At 56.0% G+C, this 20,321-nt stretch carries 23 protein-coding genes; 13 read left to right on the plus strand and 10 right to left on the minus strand.

Going from position 1 to position 20,321, the window contains the following annotated elements:
* Positions 1–39 precede the first annotated feature (39 nt).
* Both hdaA and AC0JZ1_RS10940 read right to left on the minus strand, forming a co-directional pair.
* On the minus strand, positions 40–750 hold the full coding sequence (gene hdaA, locus AC0JZ1_RS10935) for a DnaA regulatory inactivator HdaA (RefSeq protein ID WP_471882386.1): 711 nt from the start codon (positions 748–750) through the stop codon (positions 40–42).
* Entirely contained in the window at positions 734–1,897 is a 1,164-nt protein-coding gene (locus tag AC0JZ1_RS10940; RefSeq protein WP_471882387.1) for an AI-2E family transporter, read from the minus strand. Before AC0JZ1_RS10940 ends, hdaA begins: the two co-directional genes overlap by 17 nt.
* A gap of 287 nt (positions 1,898–2,184) precedes the next feature.
* Here AC0JZ1_RS10940 and purM point away from each other — a divergent pair, with 287 nt between their 5' ends.
* The gene (gene purM, locus AC0JZ1_RS10945) at positions 2,185–3,258 is read left to right on the plus strand and encodes a phosphoribosylformylglycinamidine cyclo-ligase (RefSeq protein WP_471882388.1); all 1,074 of its coding nucleotides are present in this window, start codon (positions 2,185–2,187) and stop codon (positions 3,256–3,258) included.
* Positions 3,255–3,914, plus strand: a complete 660-nt coding sequence (gene purN, locus AC0JZ1_RS10950) for a phosphoribosylglycinamide formyltransferase (protein ID WP_471882389.1) — start codon at positions 3,255–3,257, stop codon at positions 3,912–3,914. The genes purM and purN overlap by 4 nt, the downstream gene beginning before the upstream one ends.
* Positions 3,915–3,934: 20 nt before the next feature.
* Here the strand turns inward: purN and AC0JZ1_RS10955 are convergent, their stop codons facing one another.
* The 3 genes from AC0JZ1_RS10955 to AC0JZ1_RS10965 all read right to left on the minus strand — a co-directional run bounded on the left by AC0JZ1_RS10955 (position 3,935) and on the right by AC0JZ1_RS10965 (position 7,556).
* On the minus strand, positions 3,935–4,756 hold the full coding sequence (locus tag AC0JZ1_RS10955) for an alpha/beta fold hydrolase (protein ID WP_471882390.1): 822 nt from the start codon (positions 4,754–4,756) through the stop codon (positions 3,935–3,937).
* A 62-nt stretch (positions 4,757–4,818) separates the two neighbouring features.
* Positions 4,819–5,424 (minus strand): NUDIX domain-containing protein, encoded by a 606-nt coding sequence (locus AC0JZ1_RS10960; protein ID WP_471882391.1) that lies wholly within the window; start codon positions 5,422–5,424, stop codon positions 4,819–4,821.
* Positions 5,421–7,556, minus strand: coding sequence for a molybdopterin-containing oxidoreductase family protein (locus AC0JZ1_RS10965; RefSeq protein ID WP_471882392.1), 2,136 nt, complete (start codon positions 7,554–7,556; stop codon positions 5,421–5,423). Before AC0JZ1_RS10965 ends, AC0JZ1_RS10960 begins: the two co-directional genes overlap by 4 nt.
* Before the next feature lie 86 nt (positions 7,557–7,642).
* Here AC0JZ1_RS10965 and AC0JZ1_RS10970 point away from each other — a divergent pair, with 86 nt between their 5' ends.
* The 3 genes from AC0JZ1_RS10970 (at position 7,643) to AC0JZ1_RS10980 (ending at position 9,918) form a co-directional block, all read left to right on the plus strand.
* Positions 7,643–8,509 carry a 23S rRNA (adenine(2030)-N(6))-methyltransferase RlmJ gene (locus tag AC0JZ1_RS10970; RefSeq protein WP_471882393.1) on the plus strand — a complete coding sequence of 289 codons (867 nt, stop codon included), beginning with the start codon at positions 7,643–7,645 and terminating at the stop codon, positions 8,507–8,509.
* Between the two features lie 88 nt (positions 8,510–8,597).
* On the plus strand, positions 8,598–9,245 hold the full coding sequence (locus AC0JZ1_RS10975; protein ID WP_471882394.1) for a ribonuclease T2 family protein: 648 nt from the start codon (positions 8,598–8,600) through the stop codon (positions 9,243–9,245).
* A 91-nt stretch (positions 9,246–9,336) separates the two neighbouring features.
* Positions 9,337–9,918, plus strand: coding sequence for a glutathione S-transferase family protein (locus AC0JZ1_RS10980; protein ID WP_471882395.1), 582 nt, complete (start codon positions 9,337–9,339; stop codon positions 9,916–9,918).
* A 76-nt stretch (positions 9,919–9,994) separates the two neighbouring features.
* Here AC0JZ1_RS10980 and AC0JZ1_RS10985 read toward each other — a convergent pair whose 3' ends face one another.
* Positions 9,995–10,636, minus strand: coding sequence for an outer membrane protein (locus AC0JZ1_RS10985; protein WP_471882396.1), 642 nt, complete (start codon positions 10,634–10,636; stop codon positions 9,995–9,997).
* Positions 10,637–11,027: 391 nt separating this feature from the next.
* Here AC0JZ1_RS10985 and AC0JZ1_RS10990 point away from each other — a divergent pair, with 391 nt between their 5' ends.
* The 5 genes from AC0JZ1_RS10990 (at position 11,028) to AC0JZ1_RS11010 (ending at position 15,234) form a co-directional block, all read left to right on the plus strand.
* Positions 11,028–11,789, plus strand: a complete 762-nt coding sequence (locus AC0JZ1_RS10990; RefSeq protein WP_471882397.1) for an SDR family oxidoreductase — start codon at positions 11,028–11,030, stop codon at positions 11,787–11,789.
* Positions 11,786–13,822 carry an excinuclease ABC subunit UvrC gene (gene uvrC, locus AC0JZ1_RS10995; RefSeq protein ID WP_471882398.1) on the plus strand — a complete coding sequence of 679 codons (2,037 nt, stop codon included), beginning with the start codon at positions 11,786–11,788 and terminating at the stop codon, positions 13,820–13,822. The genes AC0JZ1_RS10990 and uvrC overlap by 4 nt, the downstream gene beginning before the upstream one ends.
* Before the next feature lie 99 nt (positions 13,823–13,921).
* Positions 13,922–14,509 carry a CDP-diacylglycerol--glycerol-3-phosphate 3-phosphatidyltransferase gene (gene pgsA / locus AC0JZ1_RS11000; RefSeq protein WP_471882399.1) on the plus strand — a complete coding sequence of 196 codons (588 nt, stop codon included), beginning with the start codon at positions 13,922–13,924 and terminating at the stop codon, positions 14,507–14,509.
* A complete protein-coding gene (gene moaD, locus AC0JZ1_RS11005; protein ID WP_471882400.1) occupies positions 14,509–14,763 on the plus strand; it encodes a molybdopterin converting factor subunit 1 in 255 nt (84 codons plus the stop codon). The genes pgsA and moaD overlap by 1 nt, the downstream gene beginning before the upstream one ends.
* Positions 14,764–15,234, plus strand: a complete 471-nt coding sequence (locus tag AC0JZ1_RS11010; RefSeq protein ID WP_471882401.1) for a molybdenum cofactor biosynthesis protein MoaE — start codon at positions 14,764–14,766, stop codon at positions 15,232–15,234.
* Here the strand turns inward: AC0JZ1_RS11010 and AC0JZ1_RS11015 are convergent.
* A complete protein-coding gene (locus AC0JZ1_RS11015; RefSeq protein ID WP_471882402.1) occupies positions 15,224–16,120 on the minus strand; it encodes a branched-chain amino acid ABC transporter permease in 897 nt (298 codons plus the stop codon). The two genes, AC0JZ1_RS11010 and AC0JZ1_RS11015, sit on opposite strands and share 11 nt — an antisense overlap.
* Before the next feature lie 58 nt (positions 16,121–16,178).
* Between AC0JZ1_RS11015 and AC0JZ1_RS11020 the strand changes: the two genes are divergently transcribed.
* The gene (locus AC0JZ1_RS11020) at positions 16,179–16,730 is read left to right on the plus strand and encodes a CGNR zinc finger domain-containing protein (RefSeq protein ID WP_471882403.1); all 552 of its coding nucleotides are present in this window, start codon (positions 16,179–16,181) and stop codon (positions 16,728–16,730) included.
* Positions 16,727–17,230: a hypothetical protein gene (locus tag AC0JZ1_RS11025; RefSeq protein ID WP_471882404.1), complete on the plus strand. Its 504-nt coding sequence runs from the start codon at positions 16,727–16,729 to the stop codon at positions 17,228–17,230. Before AC0JZ1_RS11020 ends, AC0JZ1_RS11025 begins: the two co-directional genes overlap by 4 nt.
* Positions 17,231–17,276: 46 nt before the next feature.
* Here the strand turns inward: AC0JZ1_RS11025 and AC0JZ1_RS11030 are convergent, their stop codons facing one another.
* The 3 genes from AC0JZ1_RS11030 to AC0JZ1_RS11040 all read right to left on the minus strand — a co-directional run bounded on the left by AC0JZ1_RS11030 (position 17,277) and on the right by AC0JZ1_RS11040 (position 19,659).
* Complete coding sequence (locus tag AC0JZ1_RS11030) at positions 17,277–18,290, minus strand: zinc-binding alcohol dehydrogenase family protein (protein WP_471882405.1); 1,014 nt, start codon at positions 18,288–18,290, stop codon at positions 17,277–17,279.
* A 149-nt stretch (positions 18,291–18,439) separates the two neighbouring features.
* Positions 18,440–18,862 carry a nucleoside-diphosphate kinase gene (ndk, locus tag AC0JZ1_RS11035; RefSeq protein ID WP_471882406.1) on the minus strand — a complete coding sequence of 141 codons (423 nt, stop codon included), beginning with the start codon at positions 18,860–18,862 and terminating at the stop codon, positions 18,440–18,442.
* 113 nt (positions 18,863–18,975) lie between these two features.
* Entirely contained in the window at positions 18,976–19,659 is a 684-nt protein-coding gene (locus AC0JZ1_RS11040) for a glutathione S-transferase family protein (RefSeq protein ID WP_471882407.1), read from the minus strand.
* 142 nt (positions 19,660–19,801) lie between these two features.
* Here AC0JZ1_RS11040 and AC0JZ1_RS11045 point away from each other — a divergent pair, with 142 nt between their 5' ends.
* Entirely contained in the window at positions 19,802–20,311 is a 510-nt protein-coding gene (locus tag AC0JZ1_RS11045; RefSeq protein WP_471882408.1) for a DinB family protein, read from the plus strand.
* The last annotated feature ends 10 nt before the right edge of the window (positions 20,312–20,321 follow it).

Raw genomic sequence — 20,321 nt, forward strand, 5'->3', positions numbered from 1 at the left:
GTCCGGCGTTATATGTTTTCAACGACGGAAAGATGACAGTCAATCTTCCCGGTCGATAGATGCCAGGCTTTCAAGCACTTCGGCCGCCAATGTACGGCTGATGCGAGTGCCGCGTGCGAGCGCAAGGCGGTCCAGCCTATCCACCACACCTTGCGCTGCTTCCATGGAGCGCTCCATGCGTGCGACGATGTAGGCGACAATTCTGTCATCGATATGGAGCTGACGGTCGGCGAACAGCTTGATGATGACCTGCCCCAGCAGATCCTCGTCCGGCTCCCCGATCTCCACCACTGTTGCCGCCTTCAGACGCGAACGAAGATCCGGCAGCGTCACCGGCCATGACATGGGCCAAAGCCGCGCCGTCATCAGCAGCGTGTGGCCATTTTCGCGTACGCTGTTGATGACGTGGAACAGCTCATTATCCTCAAAACCTGCGCGATCTGCATCCTCGAACAAAACCGGACCAGCAGCTGCAATGGCGGCGGATTCGCTGCCCGCCTTCGGATGAATGACGGTGGCAGATGCACGCTCCCGCCAAATGTTGGCGAGATGCGTCTTTCCACAGCCCGCCGGTCCGGTGAGGATTACCACCGGCGCGTTCCAACTTGGCCAGGCATCGATCATGGCGACAGCCGCGCTCACAGGCTCGGCAACCAGAAGATCGTCGCGCCCAATGGCGGCATCATGGGTCAGCGCCAAGGGAAGTTGCTCCGGGCGCTGACGCTTTGTTTTTTCAAGCGTCTCTGTCATGCGAAATTTGGGGCTCTTGTACGGCCTTGGTCGTCACTTCCGCCTTGTCATCCCAAGGCAGAGTGGTCGAATGGCCGAAATATATGTCGCTTTGAAGATAGCGCGTCAGAGCGAAACGAACAAGCACGCCAACCATCGCCGCGGCAGGAACGGCCACCAGCAGGCCAACGAAGCCGAACATTGCCCCGAAAGCCAGAAGCGCAAACATGAGCCAGACCGGATGCAAACCAACGCTGGAGCCAACAAGCTTCGGCTGAAGAATGTTTCCTTCAATGAACTGCCCGGAGAAAAACACCGCCATGGTGGCGATGATCCAGCCATAATCGGGCCAGAACTGCATGAGGGCTACGCCGACGGCAAGGATGAGGCCGACCAGGGAACCAATGTAAGGAATGAAGCTGATCATGCCCGCAACGAAGCCGATAAGCAGGCCGAAATTGAGCCCGACGAGCGACAGTCCAACCGCATAATAAATACCGAGAATAAGGCAGAGCGACCCCTGCCCGCGAATGAAGCCGGATACGGCCTGATCCATTTCACGCGCCAGTTGACGGATGGTCTGCACCTGATCCCGGGGAATCCAGCTATCGACTTTTTCGACCATTCGGTCCCAATCCAGCAGGATGTAAAAGGCAACCACAGGCGTGACGACCATGAGCGATATGACATCGACTAGCGTTTTGCCGGAGTTCCACAGCTGGTTCAGCAAGCTGCCGAGGAAGCCTGCGCCTTCAGACATGAGGCTGGAGAAGTTCTGCTTGGCGTTCTGAATCTGCGTAACGGCCCAATGTGGCAGATAGGAATTTTCAGGGCTGGCAATCAGCTCCTGCAATTTGGTCACATAATCCGGCAGAACTTTCGCAAACTCACTGAACTGGCTGATGATCAGCGGCACGACAATCATGAGGGCTGCTGCAAACATCAGTACAAAGCCGATGAGAATGACAATAGTTGCCATCAAGCGGCTAAGGCCACGCCGTTCAAGCCAGTCAGCCACCGGATCAAGAAAGTAAGCCAGCGCCATACCTGCCACGAAGGGCAAAAGGATGGTGCGAAACGCCAGCAAGAAAATGATGAAAGCAAGCAGCGCAAAAAACCAGAACAGGACGTAGCGCCGGAGGCTCGCTCCACTGATGTGATAGGCCATGAAAATAGGTTCCTTGCTGCACTGCTTCCTGAATTGGGATAGGTGGCAAGAGCATCAAGGTCAAGCGCACAGCTTTATGCCGGTTATTCCTACTGAACAGCTTGGAAAACAGGGGTAACGAACGTCTTCTGCTTGCATATTGCCGCACGTCATGCCATGGCCAGCCTCATCATACGGTCTGGGCTCTTTGGCCCGTCGAGGCCGTGATCCTTTAGGATTTGCGCAGGTTCTGGCAAGAACCGAAGTCTGTGTTCAGGCACCTGCCGGGTTAGAAGCGGAGACGGGGAATGAGCGAAGCGGGCAAGAATGGCCTTACCTACAGCGATGCAGGTGTCGATATCGATGCTGGCAACCTGATGGTGGAAAAGATCAAGCCTGCCGTGCGCTCCACCCGGCGCCCCGGCGCAGACGGCGAAATTGGCGGTTTCGGCGGTCTGTTTGACCTGAAAGCCGCAGGCTTCACCGATCCGGTGCTGGTTGCCGCCAATGATGGTGTTGGCACAAAGCTGAAGATCGCCATTGATGCGGACCGCCATGATACGGTCGGCGTCGATCTGGTGGCCATGTGCGTCAACGATCTCGTTGTGCAGGGTGCCGAACCCCTGTTCTTCCTCGATTATTTTGCCACAGGAAAGCTGAACCCGGATCAGGGTGCCGCCATTGTATTGGGCATTGCGGAAGGCTGCCGTCAGGCAGGCTGTGCGCTGATCGGCGGTGAAACGGCGGAAATGCCGGGAATGTATTCAGACGGCGATTACGATCTGGCAGGCTTTGCCGTTGGCGCTGCCGAACGCGGCCGGTTGCTGCCGACCGGCGACCTGAAGGAAGGCGATGTCATTCTCGGGCTTACCTCTTCTGGCGTACATTCCAACGGCTTCTCGCTGGTGCGCAAAATCGTTGGCGTGTCCGGTCTCAGCTGGAGCGATGCCGCACCTTTCGCTGAAGGCAAGACCCTGGGCGAAGCGCTGCTTACGCCAACCCGCATCTACGTAAAGCCACTTCTGAAGGCGATCCGCGCAACGAATGCCATCAAGGCTCTGGCCCATATCACCGGCGGCGGCTTCCCGGATAACATTCCGCGCGTTTTGCCGGAGCATCTGGCAGCCGAGATTGATCTCGATAGCATTCCTGTTCCGCCCGTATTCTCCTGGCTTGCCAAAACCGGCGGTGTGGTTGCCAACGAGATGCTTCGCACGTTCAACTGCGGCGTTGGCATGATTGCCGTGGTCGCCGCCGAAAATGCGCAGGCCGTTACTGAGGCATTGACCGCCGAAGGCGAAATAGTGGTTCCCCTTGGTCGCATGATCCCCCGTGCTGAGGGCGAGGCTGGCACGGTTTACACGGGAACGCTTGCTCTATGAGCGCAATCCGCAAGCGCGTTGTCGTTCTGATTTCCGGCGGTGGCTCCAACATGCTGGCGCTGGCGGACGCCTGTGCCGCGTCGGATTTTCCGGCAGAAATCGTTGGCGTGATTTCAGACAAAAATGCAGCGGGTGGCCTTGCCAAGGCCGAAGACCGCGGCATTCCGACCTTTGCAATCGAGCGCAAGGATTATGCCTCGAAGGCTGAGCACGAGGCAGCGGTGCTGGATGCCCTGGCGTCATGCAAGCCGGATATTGTTTGTCTTGCGGGCTATATGCGGCTGCTTTCGGCTGAGTTCATCCGTCCCTACGAAGGCCGCATTCTCAATATCCATCCTTCCCTGCTGCCCCTCTTTCCCGGTCTGCACACACATCAACGGGCAATAGATGCAGGTATGCGAGTTGCGGGCTGCACCGTTCACTTTGTGACGGAGGGCATGGACGAAGGGCCAATTCTGGCACAGGCCGCCGTGCCGGTCTTAACCGACGATACGGCTGAAACGCTGGCGGCCCGCGTGCTGACGGTGGAGCACCAGACCTACCCGCTTGCTCTTTGGCTTCTTGCCAGCGGCGAACGCAGCTTTCCGAAAGATGGCATGAGAGCTCCGGTTGCTCCCGTCTGCAACGATGCTCAGGCGCGGATCATCAGCGCCTGAGAAGTCGCGTTATTAGCCATTCAGGATCGCAGGAACTCCAGAAGATCCTCGGTCAACTGCTGTTTGTGCGAAGCAAACAGCCCATGCGGCGCGCCTTCATATTCGATAAGACGAGCATTCGCGATGGCGCGGCCAGCGGCCCGACCGGACGCATCAATCGGCACTGTTTCGTCGCCGGTTCCGTGAATGATGAGCGTCGGCACACGAAAATGCTGAAGATCAGGGCGAAAATCGGTCGTCGCAAAAGCTTCCGCGCAAGCCAGTGTCGGCTTTAAACCCGCCATCATGGCCTGATTGAACGACCAGTCGATCACTGCGTCGCTCACAGAGCCGGTAAAGACACCAACGCCGTAAAAGCTCTTGAAGAAGGACTGGAAGAACTGCGCACGGTCGGTCTTCATGCCTTCCGTCATTTCTTCAAATTTGCTCTGCGGCGTACCATTCGGATTGTCGTCCGTCTTCAGCATAAACGGCACCACGGAGGCAATCAGCGCAGCCTTGGAGATGCCCTTGCCGCCATGGCGCGACATATAGCGAGCAACTTCGCCACCACCCATGGAGAAGCCAAAGAGCGCTGCATTCTCAGCGCCTGTCGCCTCAATCACATCGGCCAGATCGTCGCTCAAGCTATCGTAATCATAGCCAGTCCATGGCTGATCAGAGCGACCAAACCCACGGCGGTCATAGGAAATGGCGCGGAAGCCATTGTCTGCCGCAACCATGGCGAAATCATCCCAGGTATCAGAGGTGAGCGGCCAGCCGTGCAACAGGATAACCGGCTGCCCCTGCCCCCAATCCTTCACATAAAGTTCGCTGCCGGATCGGGTCTTGATCATGGTCATGGATCGGGTCCTCTTTTTGGTTTGGACCCGGTCAACGCTTCAGAATTCAGCGCGTTCCTGCTCTATAAGGATTTGCTTTTGAGATTAAGGGCGGCCCATTGCAGCAGCATGATGGTCTTACCATCGCAAATCTCGCCCGTCTCAATCATGGCCAAGGCGTCCGTCAGCGGAATTTCGAGGATCTCGATATCCTCATGCTCCTCATCCAGCCCGCCGCCATCTGCCACGCGGTCGGAGGTATCGATGGTGGCCGCGAAGAAATGCAGCACCTCTGTCACGGCACCGGGCGACATGTAGCTCTTGAAGAGAAAACGAACATCGCGGACCTGATAACCCGTCTCTTCAATCGCCTCACGGCGGATAGCTTCCTCGGGGTGATCGCCGTCCAGGAGACCAGCCGGCGCTTCGATCAGAAAGCCGTTCGAGCCATTCTTGAAGGCTGGCATGCGGAACTGGCGAACCAGCACAACGACATCGCGCTCAGGGTCATGCAGCAGAATGGTCGCACCATTGCCGCGATCATATACCTCACGCGAGAGACGTGCTGTCTTGCCCTTGCGCGAGGTATAGTCGAAGGTCACCTTGTTGAGGTGATACCAATTGTCCGAGAGCACACGGTCTTCAATGATATCGACTTTCACGTCGGTGAAAGCTTCTGGCTTTGTCATGACAGGTCCTTTTCAAGCCATACGCGATTGTCGTGAACCGCAGCACCGCCATAGGGCGCAACCGGATCGGCGCCTGTTAGAACATTGATGCCTTCACCATCCAGATGAGCGGTGTTCGGCCATAGGCCCTCAGCGATCAGCACCCCGCGCCGCGCGCTGTCAGCAATGCGCGCATGCAGGCGGACCGATCCGCGCTGGTTACCAAGCCTGACGATGTCGCCTTCACCGATAGAAAGACGTGCAGCATCGTCCGGGTGAATCATAACTTCCGGGCGTCCCTCTTTCTCCCGCGAGGTCTTCGTCTCGGCAAAGGAGGAGTTCAGGAAGTTTCTGGCCGGTGACGTGGCGAGCCGGAAAGGATGCTGTGCATCCGCCAGTTCGATGACATCCACCTGGTCCGGGAACAGTGGAAGCTCCGCATGAGGACCAAGAGGACCTATGCTGGCGGGCGTCTTGTTTGGAGAGGGGCCATTGGCCCAATCCGGGCGAAAGCGGAACTTGCCGTCAGGGTAGCCGAAGCCGTCCAGATAATGTGATTCGTCAAAGCCAGGCTGGCAATCCACCCATTTGTCGATCAGCAATTGCTCGTAGCCCGGCCATCCATGCGGCAGCAACATGCGATCGATATGCTCACGCTCGTTAAGACCGAAGCCGGGATAGTGATCCACGCCAAGACGCTTTGCCAGTTCCTCGATGACGAAGAGATTGGTGCGTACGGTCGAGGGTGGCTCCACCAGCTTCGGTCCCAGCAGAATATGATTTTGTCCACCTGCCCGGTAAAGGTCATCATGCTCTACGAACATGGTGGCTGGCAGAACGATATCAGCCACTTGCGCGGTATCTGTCATGAAGTGCTCATGCACCGCAGTAAACAGATCGTCGCGCATAAAGCCTTGCCGCACCAGCCGCTGTTCTGGCGCGACGTTCATCGGGTTGGTGTTCTGGATCAACAGGGCGGTTACGGGACCGCGATGACGCAACGCCACCGCATCGCCGGTCAGCACGCGGCCAATCTGCGATTGGTCGAGCATTCTAATATCAGGATCGGCATAGGCCGTTCCCATCAATTCGCGCTTATCCAGCTTGAACAATTCACCATTATTGTGAAACGCGCCGCCGCCCTCATACTGCCAGGAACCCAGCACAGTGGCGATGGAGAGCGCTGCGTGCATGGCTACCGTGCCATTGCGCTGGCGCGTGAAACCGTAACCGAGGCGAAAGAACGTCTTCTTCGTCGTGCCGACCAAATGAGCGAAAGCCTCAATCTGTTCCACCGACAAGCCGGTAATGCCCGCTGCCCATTCCGGGGTTTTGGAAAGAAGATGCGCCTCCAGCCCAATCGGGTCATCAGCGAATTTCGCCATATACTCACGGTCCGCGTAACCATCGCGAAAGGCTATGTGCATGATGGCGCAGGCAAGTGCCGCATCGGTGCCAGGCTTCAGGATGACTTTCACATCCGCTTGCTTCATGGTCGGGCTGTCATAGACATCGACAACCACGATCTTCGCGCCGCGCTCCTTTCGGGCGCGGATGGCATGGGTCATCACATTGACCTGCGTGGAAACCGGGTTGGTGCCCCAAATCACCACGCAATCGGACTTTGCCATTTCACGCGGATCGGGCCCACGCAGTGCGCCCGTTCCCATCACATAGCCTGTCCAGGCCATATTGGTGCAGATGGAACCAAAGAAGCCGGAATAGCGCTTGGCGTGACGCAGGCGTTCAATGGAATCGCGCTGCACCTGCCCCATTGTCCCGGCGTAAAAATAAGGCCAGATCGCCTCGCTGCCATGCGCCGCTTCCGCTTTTACAAAGGCGTTTGCGATTTCATCCAGGGCTGCTTCCCAGCTGATTTCCTGCCAGTCACCGCTGCCTTTGGCACCCTTGCGGCGCTTCGGCACCAGAAGCCTTTCCGGGTGGTATAGCCGCTCGGCATAGCGGGCGACCTTGGCGCAGATGACACCGGCAGTGTAGGTGTTGGCATTGGCACCGCGTACCCGGCCAATTCGGCCATCGGCGGCGATATCCACCTCCAGCGCGCAGGCGGAAGGACAGTCGTGAGGGCATACGGTCGCCTTGGCAACCGAGCCCATGGAATTTTTGGATAAGATCGGGGTCGCAACGTTCATGTCTTTCCTATAGGACATGCGGAGCCGCTCAAAAAGCGGCTTTTGCATTGCATCAAATCAATTCAAGCGATCCAGCAGGTTTTGGAATGAACTACCGGCATATCTATCACGCAGGGAATTTTGCCGATGTGCTCAAACATGCACTGCTGGCTCTGTTGATCCGCTATATGCAGAAGAAGGACAAAGCCTTCCGCGTTCTCGATACGCATGCGGGTATCGGTCTCTACGATCTTTCCTCGGAAGAGGCGCAGAAGACCGGCGAATGGCAAGACGGCATTGGCAGACTGCTGGAAGCGGACCTCGATTCGCAGGTCGCCGCCATTCTTGAGCCCTATCTTTCAGCTGTGCGGGAATTGAACCCGCAGGGCGGCATCAAGTTCTATCCCGGTTCGCCGAAGCTCTCGCGCATGCTGTTTCGCCCGCAGGACCGGCTGGCGGCGATGGAACTGCACCCGGAAGATTGTCGCCGTCTCTCGCGCGTGTTCGAGGGCGATTTCCAGGTGCGGGTGACTGAGCTCGATGGATGGCTTTCGCTTGGTGCGCATCTGCCGCCGAAAGAAAAGCGCGGTATTGTTCTGGTCGATCCACCCTTTGAGATCGAAGGTGAATACAAACGTCTGGTGGAAGGCCTTGCCACAGCCTATCGCCGCTTTCCGGGCGGCACCTACTGCCTTTGGTATCCCTTGAAGAAAGGTGCGCCAATCAAGCAGTTTCACGAGGAGCTGCAGGCACTCGACATTCCCAAAATGCTGTGCGCCGACCTATCTGTTAAAAGTGAGCGCGACACGACCGGGTTGTCAGGCTCCGGACTCATCATCGTCAACCCGCCATTCACGCTGAAAGATGAGCTTCACCGTCTGCTGCCCGTTTTGAAAGATGTTCTGGCACAGGATCGTTTCGCATCTGCACGCGCCTTTTGGCTGCGCGGTGAAGAGCGCATGGAGCGAGACTGAAAGTTATAATAGCGAGGCTGCCTGCACGCCCCTTGACCGGCAAGCTGCGACTGAGACATCTTCCGCGCAAATGGGAGATTTCAGATCAATGCTACGAAAAATCTTTATTGGCCTCCTAGCCGCATTTCTTTTCACCCAACCAAGCACAAGCCGCGCCGAAGACAAGGCCGGCGACTTCGATTTTTATGTTTTGGCCCTCTCCTGGTCACCTACGTTTTGCGATGGAAAGCGTGCCAAGAACAGCCCGGAACAATGCGGTGAAGGCAAGAATTTTGGCTTCATCGTCCATGGCCTCTGGCCGCAGAACGAAACCGGCTATCCGCAAAATTGCGCCACCACGGAACCTCGCCGCGTGCCTGACGATTTGGGCAAAGCCTATTTCGATATCATGCCTTCAATGGGTTTGATCGGCCATGAGTGGCGCAAGCATGGGTCCTGCTCCGGCCTGAACCAGAAGGCCTACCTGGAAATCATCCGGGCCGCGTTCAACAAGATCAAGCTTCCGACCGATATCTCCGCTGCCAATGCCACCACATTTTCCGCCGAAGAAATCGAGCAAAAGTTCACGACCGCCAACCCCGGCCTGAGCGCCGATTCGATTGCGGTAAACTGCGAGAAAGATCGCTTTGAGGAAGTCCGCATCTGCATGACCAAGGACCTCGGTTTCCGCGCCTGCAAGGAAGTGGATCGCGGAGGATGCCGATTGAAGCGGATTACGGTTCCGCCAACCAAATAAGCCAAAGTCGCTCACAACCAGCATGATCCGGGCGTACCTTTCCCGGGTCGAAAAGTTCGCTAGAGGCGGACGTTCAGACAGGAAAATGACCATGAAACTGCTTGTGTCTCCCGCTTCCCCCTATTCAGCCAAATGCCGTATGGCCGCCCGTCATCTCGGGCTGAAAGTCGAGGAGGTGAATGTCGATACTTCTGCGGAACCGGCAGATCTAATCGACAATAACCCACTGGGCAAAATTCCGGTTCTGCTGCGCAAGGATGAACCGCCAGTCTATGATAGTCTCGCCATCATGCATTTCTTCGATCGGCTCTCCGAAGGCGAGCTTTACCCGAAGAAGGAAGAGAAGCGCACGGAGGCCGAAGTTCTGGAAGCGCTGATCGACGGAATTACAGATTGCCTTCTTGCCATCATCTATGAGCGCCGCTTTCGCAGCGAGGAGAAGATCGAGCAATCATGGATCGACCGTCAGTGGAAGAAGGTCACGCGCGGTCTGGATTATCTGGAAAGCCATCTGCCAAAAACGGAAAAGAAGCTGCATGGCGGGCATTTCGCTTTAGCGGCCATGCTGGACTACCTCGAGCTCCGCTTCGCGGGGCAATGGGCAGATGGACGCCCCAACCTGGTCGCGTGGCCGGAGAAGTTCGCAAAGCTATATCCCGATTATCGCAAGTAATCGTTCAAGACGTTACTCAAACGAGAAAGGGCGGAGGTTTCCCCCCGCCCTTTCTTCATATCCACCTTTCGGCAGATTAGAACTTGACGCCGATACCAACCTTGACCGAGTGGTCGTCGAAGCCGCGCGAAACAGTCGTGCCGCCGAGGTTGAAGTCCTTGTCCTGGTAGTCAGAGTAACGGTATTCAACGCGAGCGGTGATGTTGTTCGTCACCATGGTTTCAACACCGGCACCAACCGTATAGCCGAGAGCTGTCTTGCTGTCAGAGCCAGCTGCGTTCGACAGTTCGTGATCGGCAGCAGCCAGACCAGCCGTACCGTAGATCATGAAGGGGTTCAGGTCGTAACCAACGCGGCCACGCAGCGAGCCGTTGAGCTTCTGTTCGCCAATGGTGCCTGCGCCAGCGGAAGCCTTCTGGTCGTTGTAGCCGAGGTCGGCTTCAGCACCGTAAACAATGTTGCCGCTCTGCCAGTTGTAGCCGCCGTAAACGCCGCCACCCCAACCATCGGCACTACCATTGTCGGTGCCCTTCTTGAACTTGCCCCAATCGTGAGCGCCGTAACCACCGAGGTAGAAACCGGACCAGTTGGAAACAGGAGCAGCCGTCTCAACAGCAGCCGGAGCTTCCGGGATCTGGGTCACTGCGTCAGCAGCCTGTGCCGAAACGGCAGCGAAGGCAGCGGTGGAGGCTACGAGGGTTGCGATGAGAGTACGCATACTTATTCTCCTTTTCATTGCCCGGCGGGGGTGTGCGTTTCAATTAACGACACGTAGCAATCCCTGCCGCGTTGAGAGCGAATTTGATGGGCAATTGAGGAAATGGAAGTACCGAAATGTGAATTGATTGTGGCAACGAGATGGCTGAATCTGGATGTTGCTTGAAGGCAACAGAGGGTTTGTTAACCCTACCAAATCGTTTACAGCGCAGCGGCCTAAGGAATATTATTCACAGAAGCGTGAATACATCAATAGGTAGCCCACCAATTCACGAAAGGCGCACACGATATTTGGATAGATATAGCGACATTGCCCAATCCATCCTACTGAAATACACGTATAGTCTCGTAATTGAGCACCAGTTCTTACCTCCAAACATGGCAGTTACAGCGTGAAAAGCGGAAAAAGTGTTCTCGTTACCGGCGGCGCACGACGCATGGGCCGCGCAATTTGTGAAGACCTTACCGCTCACGGTTATCGCGTTGCGATCCATGCCAACAACTCGCTGGATGAGGCGCAGGAACTGGCGAGCGAACTGCAAGCGAAAGGGCATGATGCGACCGCGCTGCAGGCAGATTTGTTGGATTCAGAAGCTGTTGATGCGCTGATGGACAATGCTGCGGCCGCTCTTGGTCCTATCTCCGGCCTCATCAACTGCGCCTCCATCTTCCAGCAGGATAGCGCAGACAGGTTCGATGCGGCCATCTATGACAAGCATTTCGGAATCCATGTTCGCGCGCCCTCCATTCTCTCCGCGGCGCTGTTGCGGCAATTGCCGCAGGAGACCCAAGGCCTGATTGTCAACATCATTGATCAGCGAGTGTGGAAGCTCACCCCTTATTTCTATTCCTATACTCTCTCGAAAGCCGCCCTTTGGACCGCCACGCAAACACTCGCTCAAGCCTATGCGCCGCGCGTTCGGGTCAACGCTATCGGTCCCGGCCCCTCATTCAAAAGCGAGCGTCAGGCGCAGGAGGATTTTGACAAACAAGTCGCGGCCCTGCCGCTCGAACGCGGTCCGGCACCGGACGAATTTGGCCGTACGATCCGTTTTCTTTTTGACACTCCCTCCATCACGGGCCAAATGATAGCTTTGGATGGTGGCCAGCATCTGGCCTGGGAAACGCCGGATGTGGCGGAGATCATTGAATGAATGGAACGAAACTGCCTGAGGGCGGCGTTCTTTACGACGAATCAGATGACGATGAAGACGATGTGATTCAGCCGGAGGCTGGCGCAGCGGCTTCGCTTGCCGGGATTGAATGGAACCACGGCTTGCAGAACGAAAACGGCCTCAAAGGGGCTGATCTGATTGCGGAATTTGTGAAGCATTTGCCGAACGCTCCTGGCGTCTATCGCATGTTTAATCAGACTGGCGATGTGCTCTATGTGGGCAAAGCGCGCAGCCTCAAAAAACGTGTGTCCAATTACGCGCAGGGTCGCGTGCACTCGAACCGTCTTACAAAGATGGTGCGTGAAACCACGCAGATGGAATTTGTCACCACCCGCACGGAAACAGAGGCGCTTCTACTGGAAGCAAATCTGATCAAGCGCTTGCGCCCGCGCTACAACGTGCTGCTGCGAGATGATAAAAGCTTTCCTTACATCCTGATTACCGGCGATCATCGCGCCCCAGCCATCTACAAGCATCGCGGCGCAAGAGCTCGTAAAGGCGATTATTTCGGCCCTTTCGCTTCAGCAAGCGCCGTTGGCCGCACGATCAATTCGCTGCAACGCGCCTTTTTGCTGCGCACCTGCACCGACAGCGTTTTTGAAGCGCGTACGAGGCCCTGCCTGCTTTACCAAATCAAGCGCTGTTCCGGTCCTTGCACACACGAGGTCAGCGATGAAGATTATGGGCTGTTGGTGCGTGAGGCGAAAGACTTCCTCTCTGGCCGCAGCCAGAACGTGAAATCCGCCATAGCCTCACAGATGGCGGAAGCATCCGAGGATCTCGATTTCGAGCGTGCCGCAGTCTACCGGGACCGTCTGGCTGCACTTTCGCACGTCCAGAGCCATCAGGGCATTAATCCGGCTGGCGTTGAAGAGGCGGACGTTTTTGCCATTCACCATGAGGCGGGTCTCACCTGCATTCAGGTCTTCTTCTTCCGCGCAGGGCAGAATTGGGGCAATCAGGCCTATTTCCCAAAGGCCGACCCGCAGCTGACCGGTGCGGAAGTGTTGAACGCCTTTCTCGCCCAATTCTACGACGACAAGCCGGTTCCTCGGCAAATCCTGCTTTCTGAAATGATTGAGGAACAGGCATTGCTGGCCGATGCGCTTTCGGAGAAGGCCGGCTACAAGGTTATCATTCTTGTCCCGCAGCGTGGCGAGAAGAAAGACCTGGCTGACCATGTTCTCGCCAATGCGCGTGAAGCACATGGACGCAAGCTGGCGGAAACCGCTTCACAGGAACGCCTGTTAAAAGGCTTCGCCGAAACCTTCGCCCTGCCCTATGTCCCGCGCCGCATCGAAATCTACGATAACTCCCACATCATGGGCACCAATGCCGTGGGCGGCATGGTGGTGGCGGGACCAGAAGGTTTCGTGAAGGGCCAGTATCGAAAGTTCAACATCAAATCGACTGACATTACCCCCGGCGACGATTTTGGCATGATGCGTGAAGTCATGACACGTCGATTCTCCCGACTTTTAAAAGAGGAAGGCATGCCGGATCGTTCCGCCCTACCCAGCGGAGAGGATGTGCTCGATGCAGGCTTCCCGGCATGGCCGGATGTGATTCTCATCGACGGCGGCCAAGGTCAGATGTCTGCCGTGCGTAAAATTTTGGATGAGCTTGGCATTCGCGATGTCGTGACCGCCATCGGCGTGGCAAAGGGTGTGGATCGCGATGCGGGTCGGGAGCGTTTCTTTGCCGACGGCAAAAGCGATTTCTCACTGCCGCCGCGTGACCCAGTCCTCTATTTCGTTCAGCGTATGCGGGATGAGGCGCACAGGTTTGCCATCGGCTCGCACCGCGCACGCCGAAAAAAGGAGATGGTGAAGAACCCGCTGGATGAGATTTCCGGCATCGGACCTTCGCGCAAACGGGCGCTTCTGCAGCATTTCGGAACTGCCAAGGCAGTTTCTCGTGCTGGCATTACGGATTTGATGGCTGTGGATGGCATCTCCGAATCTGTGGCCAAACAGATTTACAATCACTTCCACGAGAACCGGGCGGGTTGATGCAATCAGCACCGAAATGATGTCCATCTTGCGAGATTTTAAGTTGACGCATTGCCCTGCAAGTATCACTTAAAGGCTGATGCAATAGACAGGATGACCATGGCTTCGCGCGCACTGAACATTCCCAATCTTCTCACCTATGCGCGCATCGTGGCTGTCCCGGTGGTCGTTGCCTGCTTCTTCGTGGAAGGTAAGCTGCAAAGTTCAGATGTTGCTCGCTGGACAGCGCTTGGCATTTTCGTCGTCGCCTCCATTACAGACTATCTGGATGGCTACCTGGCACGCATCTGGAACCAGACCTCCAACATTGGCCGCATGCTGGACCCGATTGCTGACAAGCTGCTGGTTGCTTCCGTACTGCTATTGATGGCAGCTGATGGCACGATCGCCGGTTGGTCGCTATGGGCAGCCATAACCATTCTGTGCCGTGAAATTCTGGTTTCGGGCCTGCGGGAATATCTGGCGGCTTTGAAGGTCGCTGTGCCAGTGACCAGGATCGCCAAGTGGAAAACAACGATCCAGATGGTATCGATCGCTTTCCTGCTGGCCGGACCTGCTGGAGACAAGATTGGTCTCTACACGACGCTCCTCGGTATCGCACTCTTGTGGATTGCGGCGCTTCTGACAATCTATACCGGCTATGACTACTTCAAGGCAGGCCTCAAGCACGTGGTGGATGAAGAGTGATGGTGAAGCTGGTTTATTTCGCCTGGGTTCGCGAACGAATTGACAAGGCGGAAGAGGAGATCGAGCTGCCGGACACCGTAAAAACCGGGCGCGATTTGTTGAATCACCTCAAAACCTTGGGCGAAGGTTATGAAGCAGCGCTTGAATACCCGGAAGTGATCCGCCTTGCCATCAATCAGGAACATGTCGAGCACGACGAACCCATAACTGGCGCACGGGAAATCGGCATTTTTCCGCCGATGACCGGTGGATAAATGAGCACTATTCAGCCCACCATTCGTGTTCAGCCTGAGGATTTCGATCTCTCTCTGGAAATCGAACAGCTTACGCAAGGCCGGGCAGATGTGGGTGCGGTGGTTACCTTTACAGGACTCTGCCGCGACGAAGGCGGCAGCCTGAACGCACTGGAACTTGAGCATTATCCCGGCATGGCAGAAGCAGAAATGCAGCGGATTGGCGAGTTAGCAATCAGCCGCTTTTCGCTCTTGGGCCTCACGGCCATCCATCGCTACGGCAAGATCGCGCCGGGTGAGAACATCGTTCTCGTCATTGCTACCGCCTCGCACCGCCAAGCCGCCTTCGATGGCGCGAATTTTGTGATGGACTTCCTGAAAACCGCGGCCCCTTTCTGGAAGAAGGAGCATCTGGTTGATGGCTCGCAGGGTGACTGGATTGCAGCCAAGGACGCTGACGATGCAGCGCGAGAGAAATGGCTTAAGCGATAGACTTTTCCTGCCGCGTCCAAACCAAGAAGAGCGTAAGCACCACCAGCACAGCCACGTCGCGCCAAATCAGTGGAGCAAATCCGCTCCAAAAGGTCTCAAGCAAACCAATCGCGGCGGCACCCATTGCCGATCTCAACGGATGGAAATATCCACCCACGCCTGCGATCAGCACCACTTTAAGGCCGAAAATCAGGCCCGCGGCAAAGCCCATGGTGCCGTAAAGCATCGTTGCGAGTATTCCACCGGTGGCAGCGATGAGCGCCGAAAGGATATAGGTCCGCACACAAACGGCATCTACATTGACGCCGCAAAATCTCGCAGCAACTCTGTCTTCTGAAACTGCCCTCCATTCTCGCCCCGAGCGGCTTCCTTTGAGCGAGAGATGACATGCGAGAATGCCGCAAACAAGCACAAGGCTGATTAATAGCTGAAGTTCAGTGATGCTGGCCTCAAACGTCGAACCGGTAGCCAATGAGAGCGGACTGTTCAGGAATGGCGGCAACCACAGTTCCTGCGTGTTTGACACCAATCTCGCAATTTCCATAAGGCTGAGAAGAAGACCGAGAGAGGCCACCGTCAACGCATTTGGCGAAACTTCCGCAAGTGGCGACACCAAATATCGCCCAACCAGAATGCCGAGAGGCAGAACAACCAGAAGAACGAGCAGGACGCCAGCACCAAGAGAGGCTGCAAATGTGAGTAAAAATACGTTCCAGCCGGCATGAGAACCGAGCAAAAATAGGTGGCCGGAAAAGGCGAACAGCGCGCCATAAGTGAGGTCCGCCCGCTTGGTCAACGCGAAGGTCAATGAATAACCGTAGGCCAGCGCCGCATAAAGAGACGCAATGGGCATGGCGTTTGCCAACTGTTGCAGTGTGTAGATCATAGATCCCTCCCCTGCAAATTATAACTGGCATAATCGCGTTTACCAGTTATAATTCAGCATGACATTCTCCTGGACCGCTCATCGTTTTGCCGGTGGCGCATTGGCGCTTGATGTGGCGAACAGCGTCATTCTTCGCCATGATCCCACCAAACGTGTCGACCGGTTTGCGGTGCCGCGCCAACTTGAGGAATTTGCCGAGGCGGCCATGGCCTTTTCTGCTGAGCGCGATCTTTTTGGCAAAATTACACCTCTGAAACCCACCAGCCTTCCACCCTTCATGTCGTTTCGCGAGGCGGTTGATGGATATTTTCGCACAGTCGCTTTGGGGCAAGACGAACCTTCCCTGCTTGCAGAATTACTGAGGCGTGGCGCACTACTTCTTTGCGCCAACCCCGCTCCCCGTTCGTTGGAAACACAAGTGGTTCATTCGGCCTTACGATTGGTCGCCTTGCCTGGTCCCACGCGCATGAAGATTTGCGGTAATTGTGGCTGGCTATTCCTGGATCGAAGCAAAAACAAAAGCCGACTTTGGTGCGACATGTCAGTTTGCGGCAACCGTATGAAGGCCGCACGCCACTATCGCAAAAGAATGGGAGGGGAAGCGGAATGAAGCGAAAAGCGATCCTGCCGGTGGTGTTACTGACATGTTTGTCTGGTTGTCAGCGAGACACCGACCAAAAATTGGCGGAATTTTCCGGCCATATCTTTGTATTCAACTATCGTCTTTCCAAAGCCAATTATGTCGTCACACTTAGTCCCATAGCTCCTTTGCCCGAAGGTGGTTTGGCCGTTGCCATTTATGATGACCCGCGCGGAGGCAACCCGCTGATGACCCGCCAGCCGCTCTACGCGAACATGAAAAAAATCGTGCTGGAAAGCCCGGATGTGCAATGCGTTCGAGAGGGTAAAAGCTACACGGTTCAGGTGCAGTTGCAGGATGCGAACGGAAAGGTCCAGCAAACGCTGGAAACCAAGGTTTTAGCAACGCTGGACCAGAGCATTCTTCCTGCGAACCCGCTGATTGTCGGTCCGGCCTATGACATGAACCCAAAGGTGTTCAAACCAGACAACGAAGTGGATATGACACCCGAAAAGAATTGCCCTACATAGGGCAAAGCAGCCTCCCCCGATGACCTGACCAGAGGAGGCAAGTTCATCAGAAACCTTCCAGAACCAGCTTGCCGCGAGCCTTGCCGCTTTCCAGAATGGCGTGAACGGATTTCAGGTTGGCTGCATTGATGGGTGAGATCACGTCGGTCATCGTGGTCTTGATTCTGCCTTCCTCAATCAGTTGAGCAACCGCGTTCAGTAATCCGCCCTGCTCTGCCATATCAGCCGTCTGGCTCATCGAACGTGTGAACATGAATTCCCAGTGCACCGACGCTGATTTTCGCTTGAAGGGCATGATATCCATGACAGCCGGATCATCGATCAGCCCGAACCGTCCTTGAGGAGCCAGCAGTTCAGCGACGTCCGCCACATGGAGCTGCGTTTCCGTTGTTGAAAATACAAAGGCCGGGTGACCGAGCCCAAGCGCATCGACCTGAGGCGCGAGCGGCCTACCGTGATCCACGACATGGTGCGCACCCAGCTCCTTCACCCAATCCTGGGTCTCCGGTCTGGATGCCGTAGCAATGATCGTCAGATCGGTCCGTGCACGAAGAAGCTGGATAGCGATTGAACCCACGCCACCTGCACCTCCGATGATCATAACCGCGTTTGCCGCGCCCGGAACCGCCTTCGTCACATCAAGCCGGTCAAAAAGCATTTCCCAAGCGGTAATGGCTGTCAGAGGCAATGCGGCAGCTTCGGCATCCGAGAGGTTCTTTGGCTTGTGCCCGACTATCCGTTCATCCACCAGATGAAATTCGCTGTTGGCACCCTGGCGATCCAGCGCTCCGGCATAATAAACGGCATCGCCTACCTTGAAGCCGGATACGTCATCACCCACGGCAACCACTTCGCCAGAAACATCCCAACCTAGCACCTTCCATTGGCCCGGCTCGGCAGAGGCGCGGGTGCGGATCTTGGTATCGACCGGGTTGACAGAGACTGCCTTCACTTTGACCAGCAGATCGCGGCCTTTTGCGACTGGCGTTTCGAGTTCCACATCCACAAGTGAATCGGCTCTGTCGAGTGACCCGGCAGTTTGATAGGCGACGGCTTTCATGCTTCCACTCCTTCGCAAGGATTACTGGCGGCGTATATAAGCCAGCTTTTTCCCAGGCTAAGGGGCATCTGCGGTTTTGTTCAAAAAAGCGGAAAGCCGCCCCCGGGCACCCTGGAGCGGCTTTCAAAATTTTCATCAAAGAGTTGAAATCAGCCGACGATTTCGGTTTCAGCGAACCAGTAAGCGATTTCCTGAGCAGCCGTTTCCGGGGCGTCAGAACCGTGGACCGAGTTTTCGCCGATGGAGAGAGCGAAGGTCTTGCGGATCGTGCCTTCAGCAGCCTGGGCAGGATTGGTCGCGCCCATGATTTCGCGGTTCTTGAGGATTGCGTTTTCGCCTTCCAGAACCTGCACAACGGTTGGGCCAGAGGTCATGCCTTCAACCAGTTCGCCAAAGAAGGGGCGTTCCTTGTGAACAGCATAGAAGCCTTCAGCTTCACGCTGGCTCATCCAAACGCGCTTGGAAGCGATGACGCGAAGGCCATTGTCTTCGAAGACCTTGGTGATAGCGCCCGTCAGGTTGCGCTTCGTTGCGTCTGGCTTGATCATGGAGAAGGTGCGTTCAATCGCCATTGCCTGAAAATCCTTGAGTTTGCGGATGAGTGGGCGGTGTTTAGCTGCCCCGAATCACGAAAACAAGAGGGCAGCGCGGAATTTCACGCAAGCGTCACACGCAGCCCACCGGTTCAAGCGACTGCCCTGCCTCTACCATCGAACAGATCAAGGCACCGTTCGAACCAGATTGTGACAGAGTGGTCCTGCGGTACGAAGAGAGAACCGGTGGTAATTCGCAGCCACTGAAGCGCGCCGAAAAGAATGTAGTCGGCAAAGAGAGGGCTCTCCCCACCGAGATAGGGCTGGAACTTCAGCATATGCCGCATAGGCTCCAACTGTTGGGACAGCATCTTTGCGGCCTCTTCCCGCCCCTCGCTGAATTCCTCCAACTTGCGGCCAAGACGAGCCTCTCGATTTTCCCGGAAATAAGCCTGATCCTTCTCATCCAGCATGTCGTGAATGTCCTTGATGGCGAGACGCGTGAGGACCGGGTGGACAAGCATTTGCGAATAGCCCTCGACGAAGCGCGCCAAGGCCTTGCCACCCTCTCCACCGAAAAGGGTTGGACGATTGGGATAGGTTTCCTCGAGGTAGACTGCAATATCGAAGCTGTCGCGGATGAGGAGATCACCATCCCGCAAAACCGGCACCGTTTTGGAAAAGCCGTTTTCTATTTTCGGCACTTCGGTGAATGGAACCGGCCGCTCGATAAACTCCAGTCCCTTATGCTCGAGCGCCATCACCACTTTCCAGCAATGAGGGGAGAACGGCCGGTTCTCATCACGGCCACACAATGAATAGAGAATTCTGGTCATCACATCAGGCTCCCGTTCGGTCTCTGGAATGTTAACTAGTGGAGCCAGCCTTCGTGTCGATCAAATAGAATAATTTCATGGATGCCATTCAATACATTGCTGCATCACGGTGTTAGCCTGCGCTTCTTTCAAGGAGAGACCGATGCTGCAACACTTTCAAATGTTTGCCGATTACAATCGATGGGCCAACAGCCGCCTCTATGACGCCTGCGCTCAGATCAGCGAAGAGGAATTTCGAGCGGACAAAGGCGCATTCTTCGGTTCTGCCCAGCGGACCCTCAACCACTTGCTCGTGGCAGATCGCATCTGGCTGAAGCGCTTCACAGGCACCGGTGAAGTGCCGACCTCCCTTGATGCCGTTTTGTATGAAAGCCTGGGAGAATTGCGAACCGCACGCGAGACGGAGGATCAGCGTATCATCGAGTGGGTTGGCGGACTGAGCGAAGCGGATCTCTCTTCAATCATTTCCTATACGCCGGTCAGCATGCCGGAAAAGATGGAGCAGCGGCTCAGCCCCATTCTTGGACATGTGTTCAACCACCAGACCCATCATCGCGGTCAGGTGCATACAATCCTGACCTCATTGGGCCAGCCATCTGTCGCTCTGGACATCAGTTATTTCCTGCGTGGAGAAGGCAGTCGTTGGCAATAGTGAGCACATG

The sequence above is a fragment of the Affinirhizobium capsici genome, from assembly GCF_977018625.1.

Bases quoted from the DNA above. Each gene is read 5' to 3' on its own strand.
- AC0JZ1_RS11010 (WP_471882401.1), top strand. From the start codon at position 14,764: ATGAGCACTATTCAGCCCACCATTCGTGTTCAGCCTGAGGATTTCGAT.
- moaD (WP_471882400.1), top strand. From the start codon at position 14,509: ATGGTGAAGCTGGTTTATTTCGCCTGGGTTCGCGAACGAATTGACAAG.
- AC0JZ1_RS11030 (WP_471882405.1), bottom strand. From the start codon at position 18,290: ATGAAAGCCGTCGCCTATCAAACTGCCGGGTCACTCGACAGAGCCGAT.
- purM (WP_471882388.1), top strand. From the start codon at position 2,185: ATGAGCGAAGCGGGCAAGAATGGCCTTACCTACAGCGATGCAGGTGTC.
- AC0JZ1_RS11020 (WP_471882403.1), top strand. From the start codon at position 16,179: ATGACATTCTCCTGGACCGCTCATCGTTTTGCCGGTGGCGCATTGGCG.
- purN (WP_471882389.1), top strand. From the start codon at position 3,255: ATGAGCGCAATCCGCAAGCGCGTTGTCGTTCTGATTTCCGGCGGTGGC.
- AC0JZ1_RS10970 (WP_471882393.1), top strand. From the start codon at position 7,643: ATGAACTACCGGCATATCTATCACGCAGGGAATTTTGCCGATGTGCTC.
- AC0JZ1_RS10955 (WP_471882390.1), bottom strand. From the start codon at position 4,756: ATGACCATGATCAAGACCCGATCCGGCAGCGAACTTTATGTGAAGGAT.
- AC0JZ1_RS10975 (WP_471882394.1), top strand. From the start codon at position 8,598: ATGCTACGAAAAATCTTTATTGGCCTCCTAGCCGCATTTCTTTTCACC.
- AC0JZ1_RS11040 (WP_471882407.1), bottom strand. From the start codon at position 19,659: ATGACCAGAATTCTCTATTCATTGTGTGGCCGTGATGAGAACCGGCCG.
- AC0JZ1_RS11015 (WP_471882402.1), bottom strand. From the start codon at position 16,120: ATGATCTACACACTGCAACAGTTGGCAAACGCCATGCCCATTGCGTCT.
- AC0JZ1_RS11025 (WP_471882404.1), top strand. From the start codon at position 16,727: ATGAAGCGAAAAGCGATCCTGCCGGTGGTGTTACTGACATGTTTGTCT.
- AC0JZ1_RS11045 (WP_471882408.1), top strand. From the start codon at position 19,802: ATGCTGCAACACTTTCAAATGTTTGCCGATTACAATCGATGGGCCAAC.
- uvrC (WP_471882398.1), top strand. From the start codon at position 11,786: ATGAATGGAACGAAACTGCCTGAGGGCGGCGTTCTTTACGACGAATCA.
- AC0JZ1_RS10985 (WP_471882396.1), bottom strand. From the start codon at position 10,636: ATGCGTACTCTCATCGCAACCCTCGTAGCCTCCACCGCTGCCTTCGCT.
- ndk (WP_471882406.1), bottom strand. From the start codon at position 18,862: ATGGCGATTGAACGCACCTTCTCCATGATCAAGCCAGACGCAACGAAG.
- AC0JZ1_RS10965 (WP_471882392.1), bottom strand. From the start codon at position 7,556: ATGAACGTTGCGACCCCGATCTTATCCAAAAATTCCATGGGCTCGGTT.
- hdaA (WP_471882386.1), bottom strand. From the start codon at position 750: ATGACAGAGACGCTTGAAAAAACAAAGCGTCAGCGCCCGGAGCAACTT.
- AC0JZ1_RS10960 (WP_471882391.1), bottom strand. From the start codon at position 5,424: ATGACAAAGCCAGAAGCTTTCACCGACGTGAAAGTCGATATCATTGAA.
- AC0JZ1_RS10940 (WP_471882387.1), bottom strand. From the start codon at position 1,897: ATGGCCTATCACATCAGTGGAGCGAGCCTCCGGCGCTACGTCCTGTTC.
- pgsA (WP_471882399.1), top strand. From the start codon at position 13,922: ATGGCTTCGCGCGCACTGAACATTCCCAATCTTCTCACCTATGCGCGC.
- AC0JZ1_RS10980 (WP_471882395.1), top strand. From the start codon at position 9,337: ATGAAACTGCTTGTGTCTCCCGCTTCCCCCTATTCAGCCAAATGCCGT.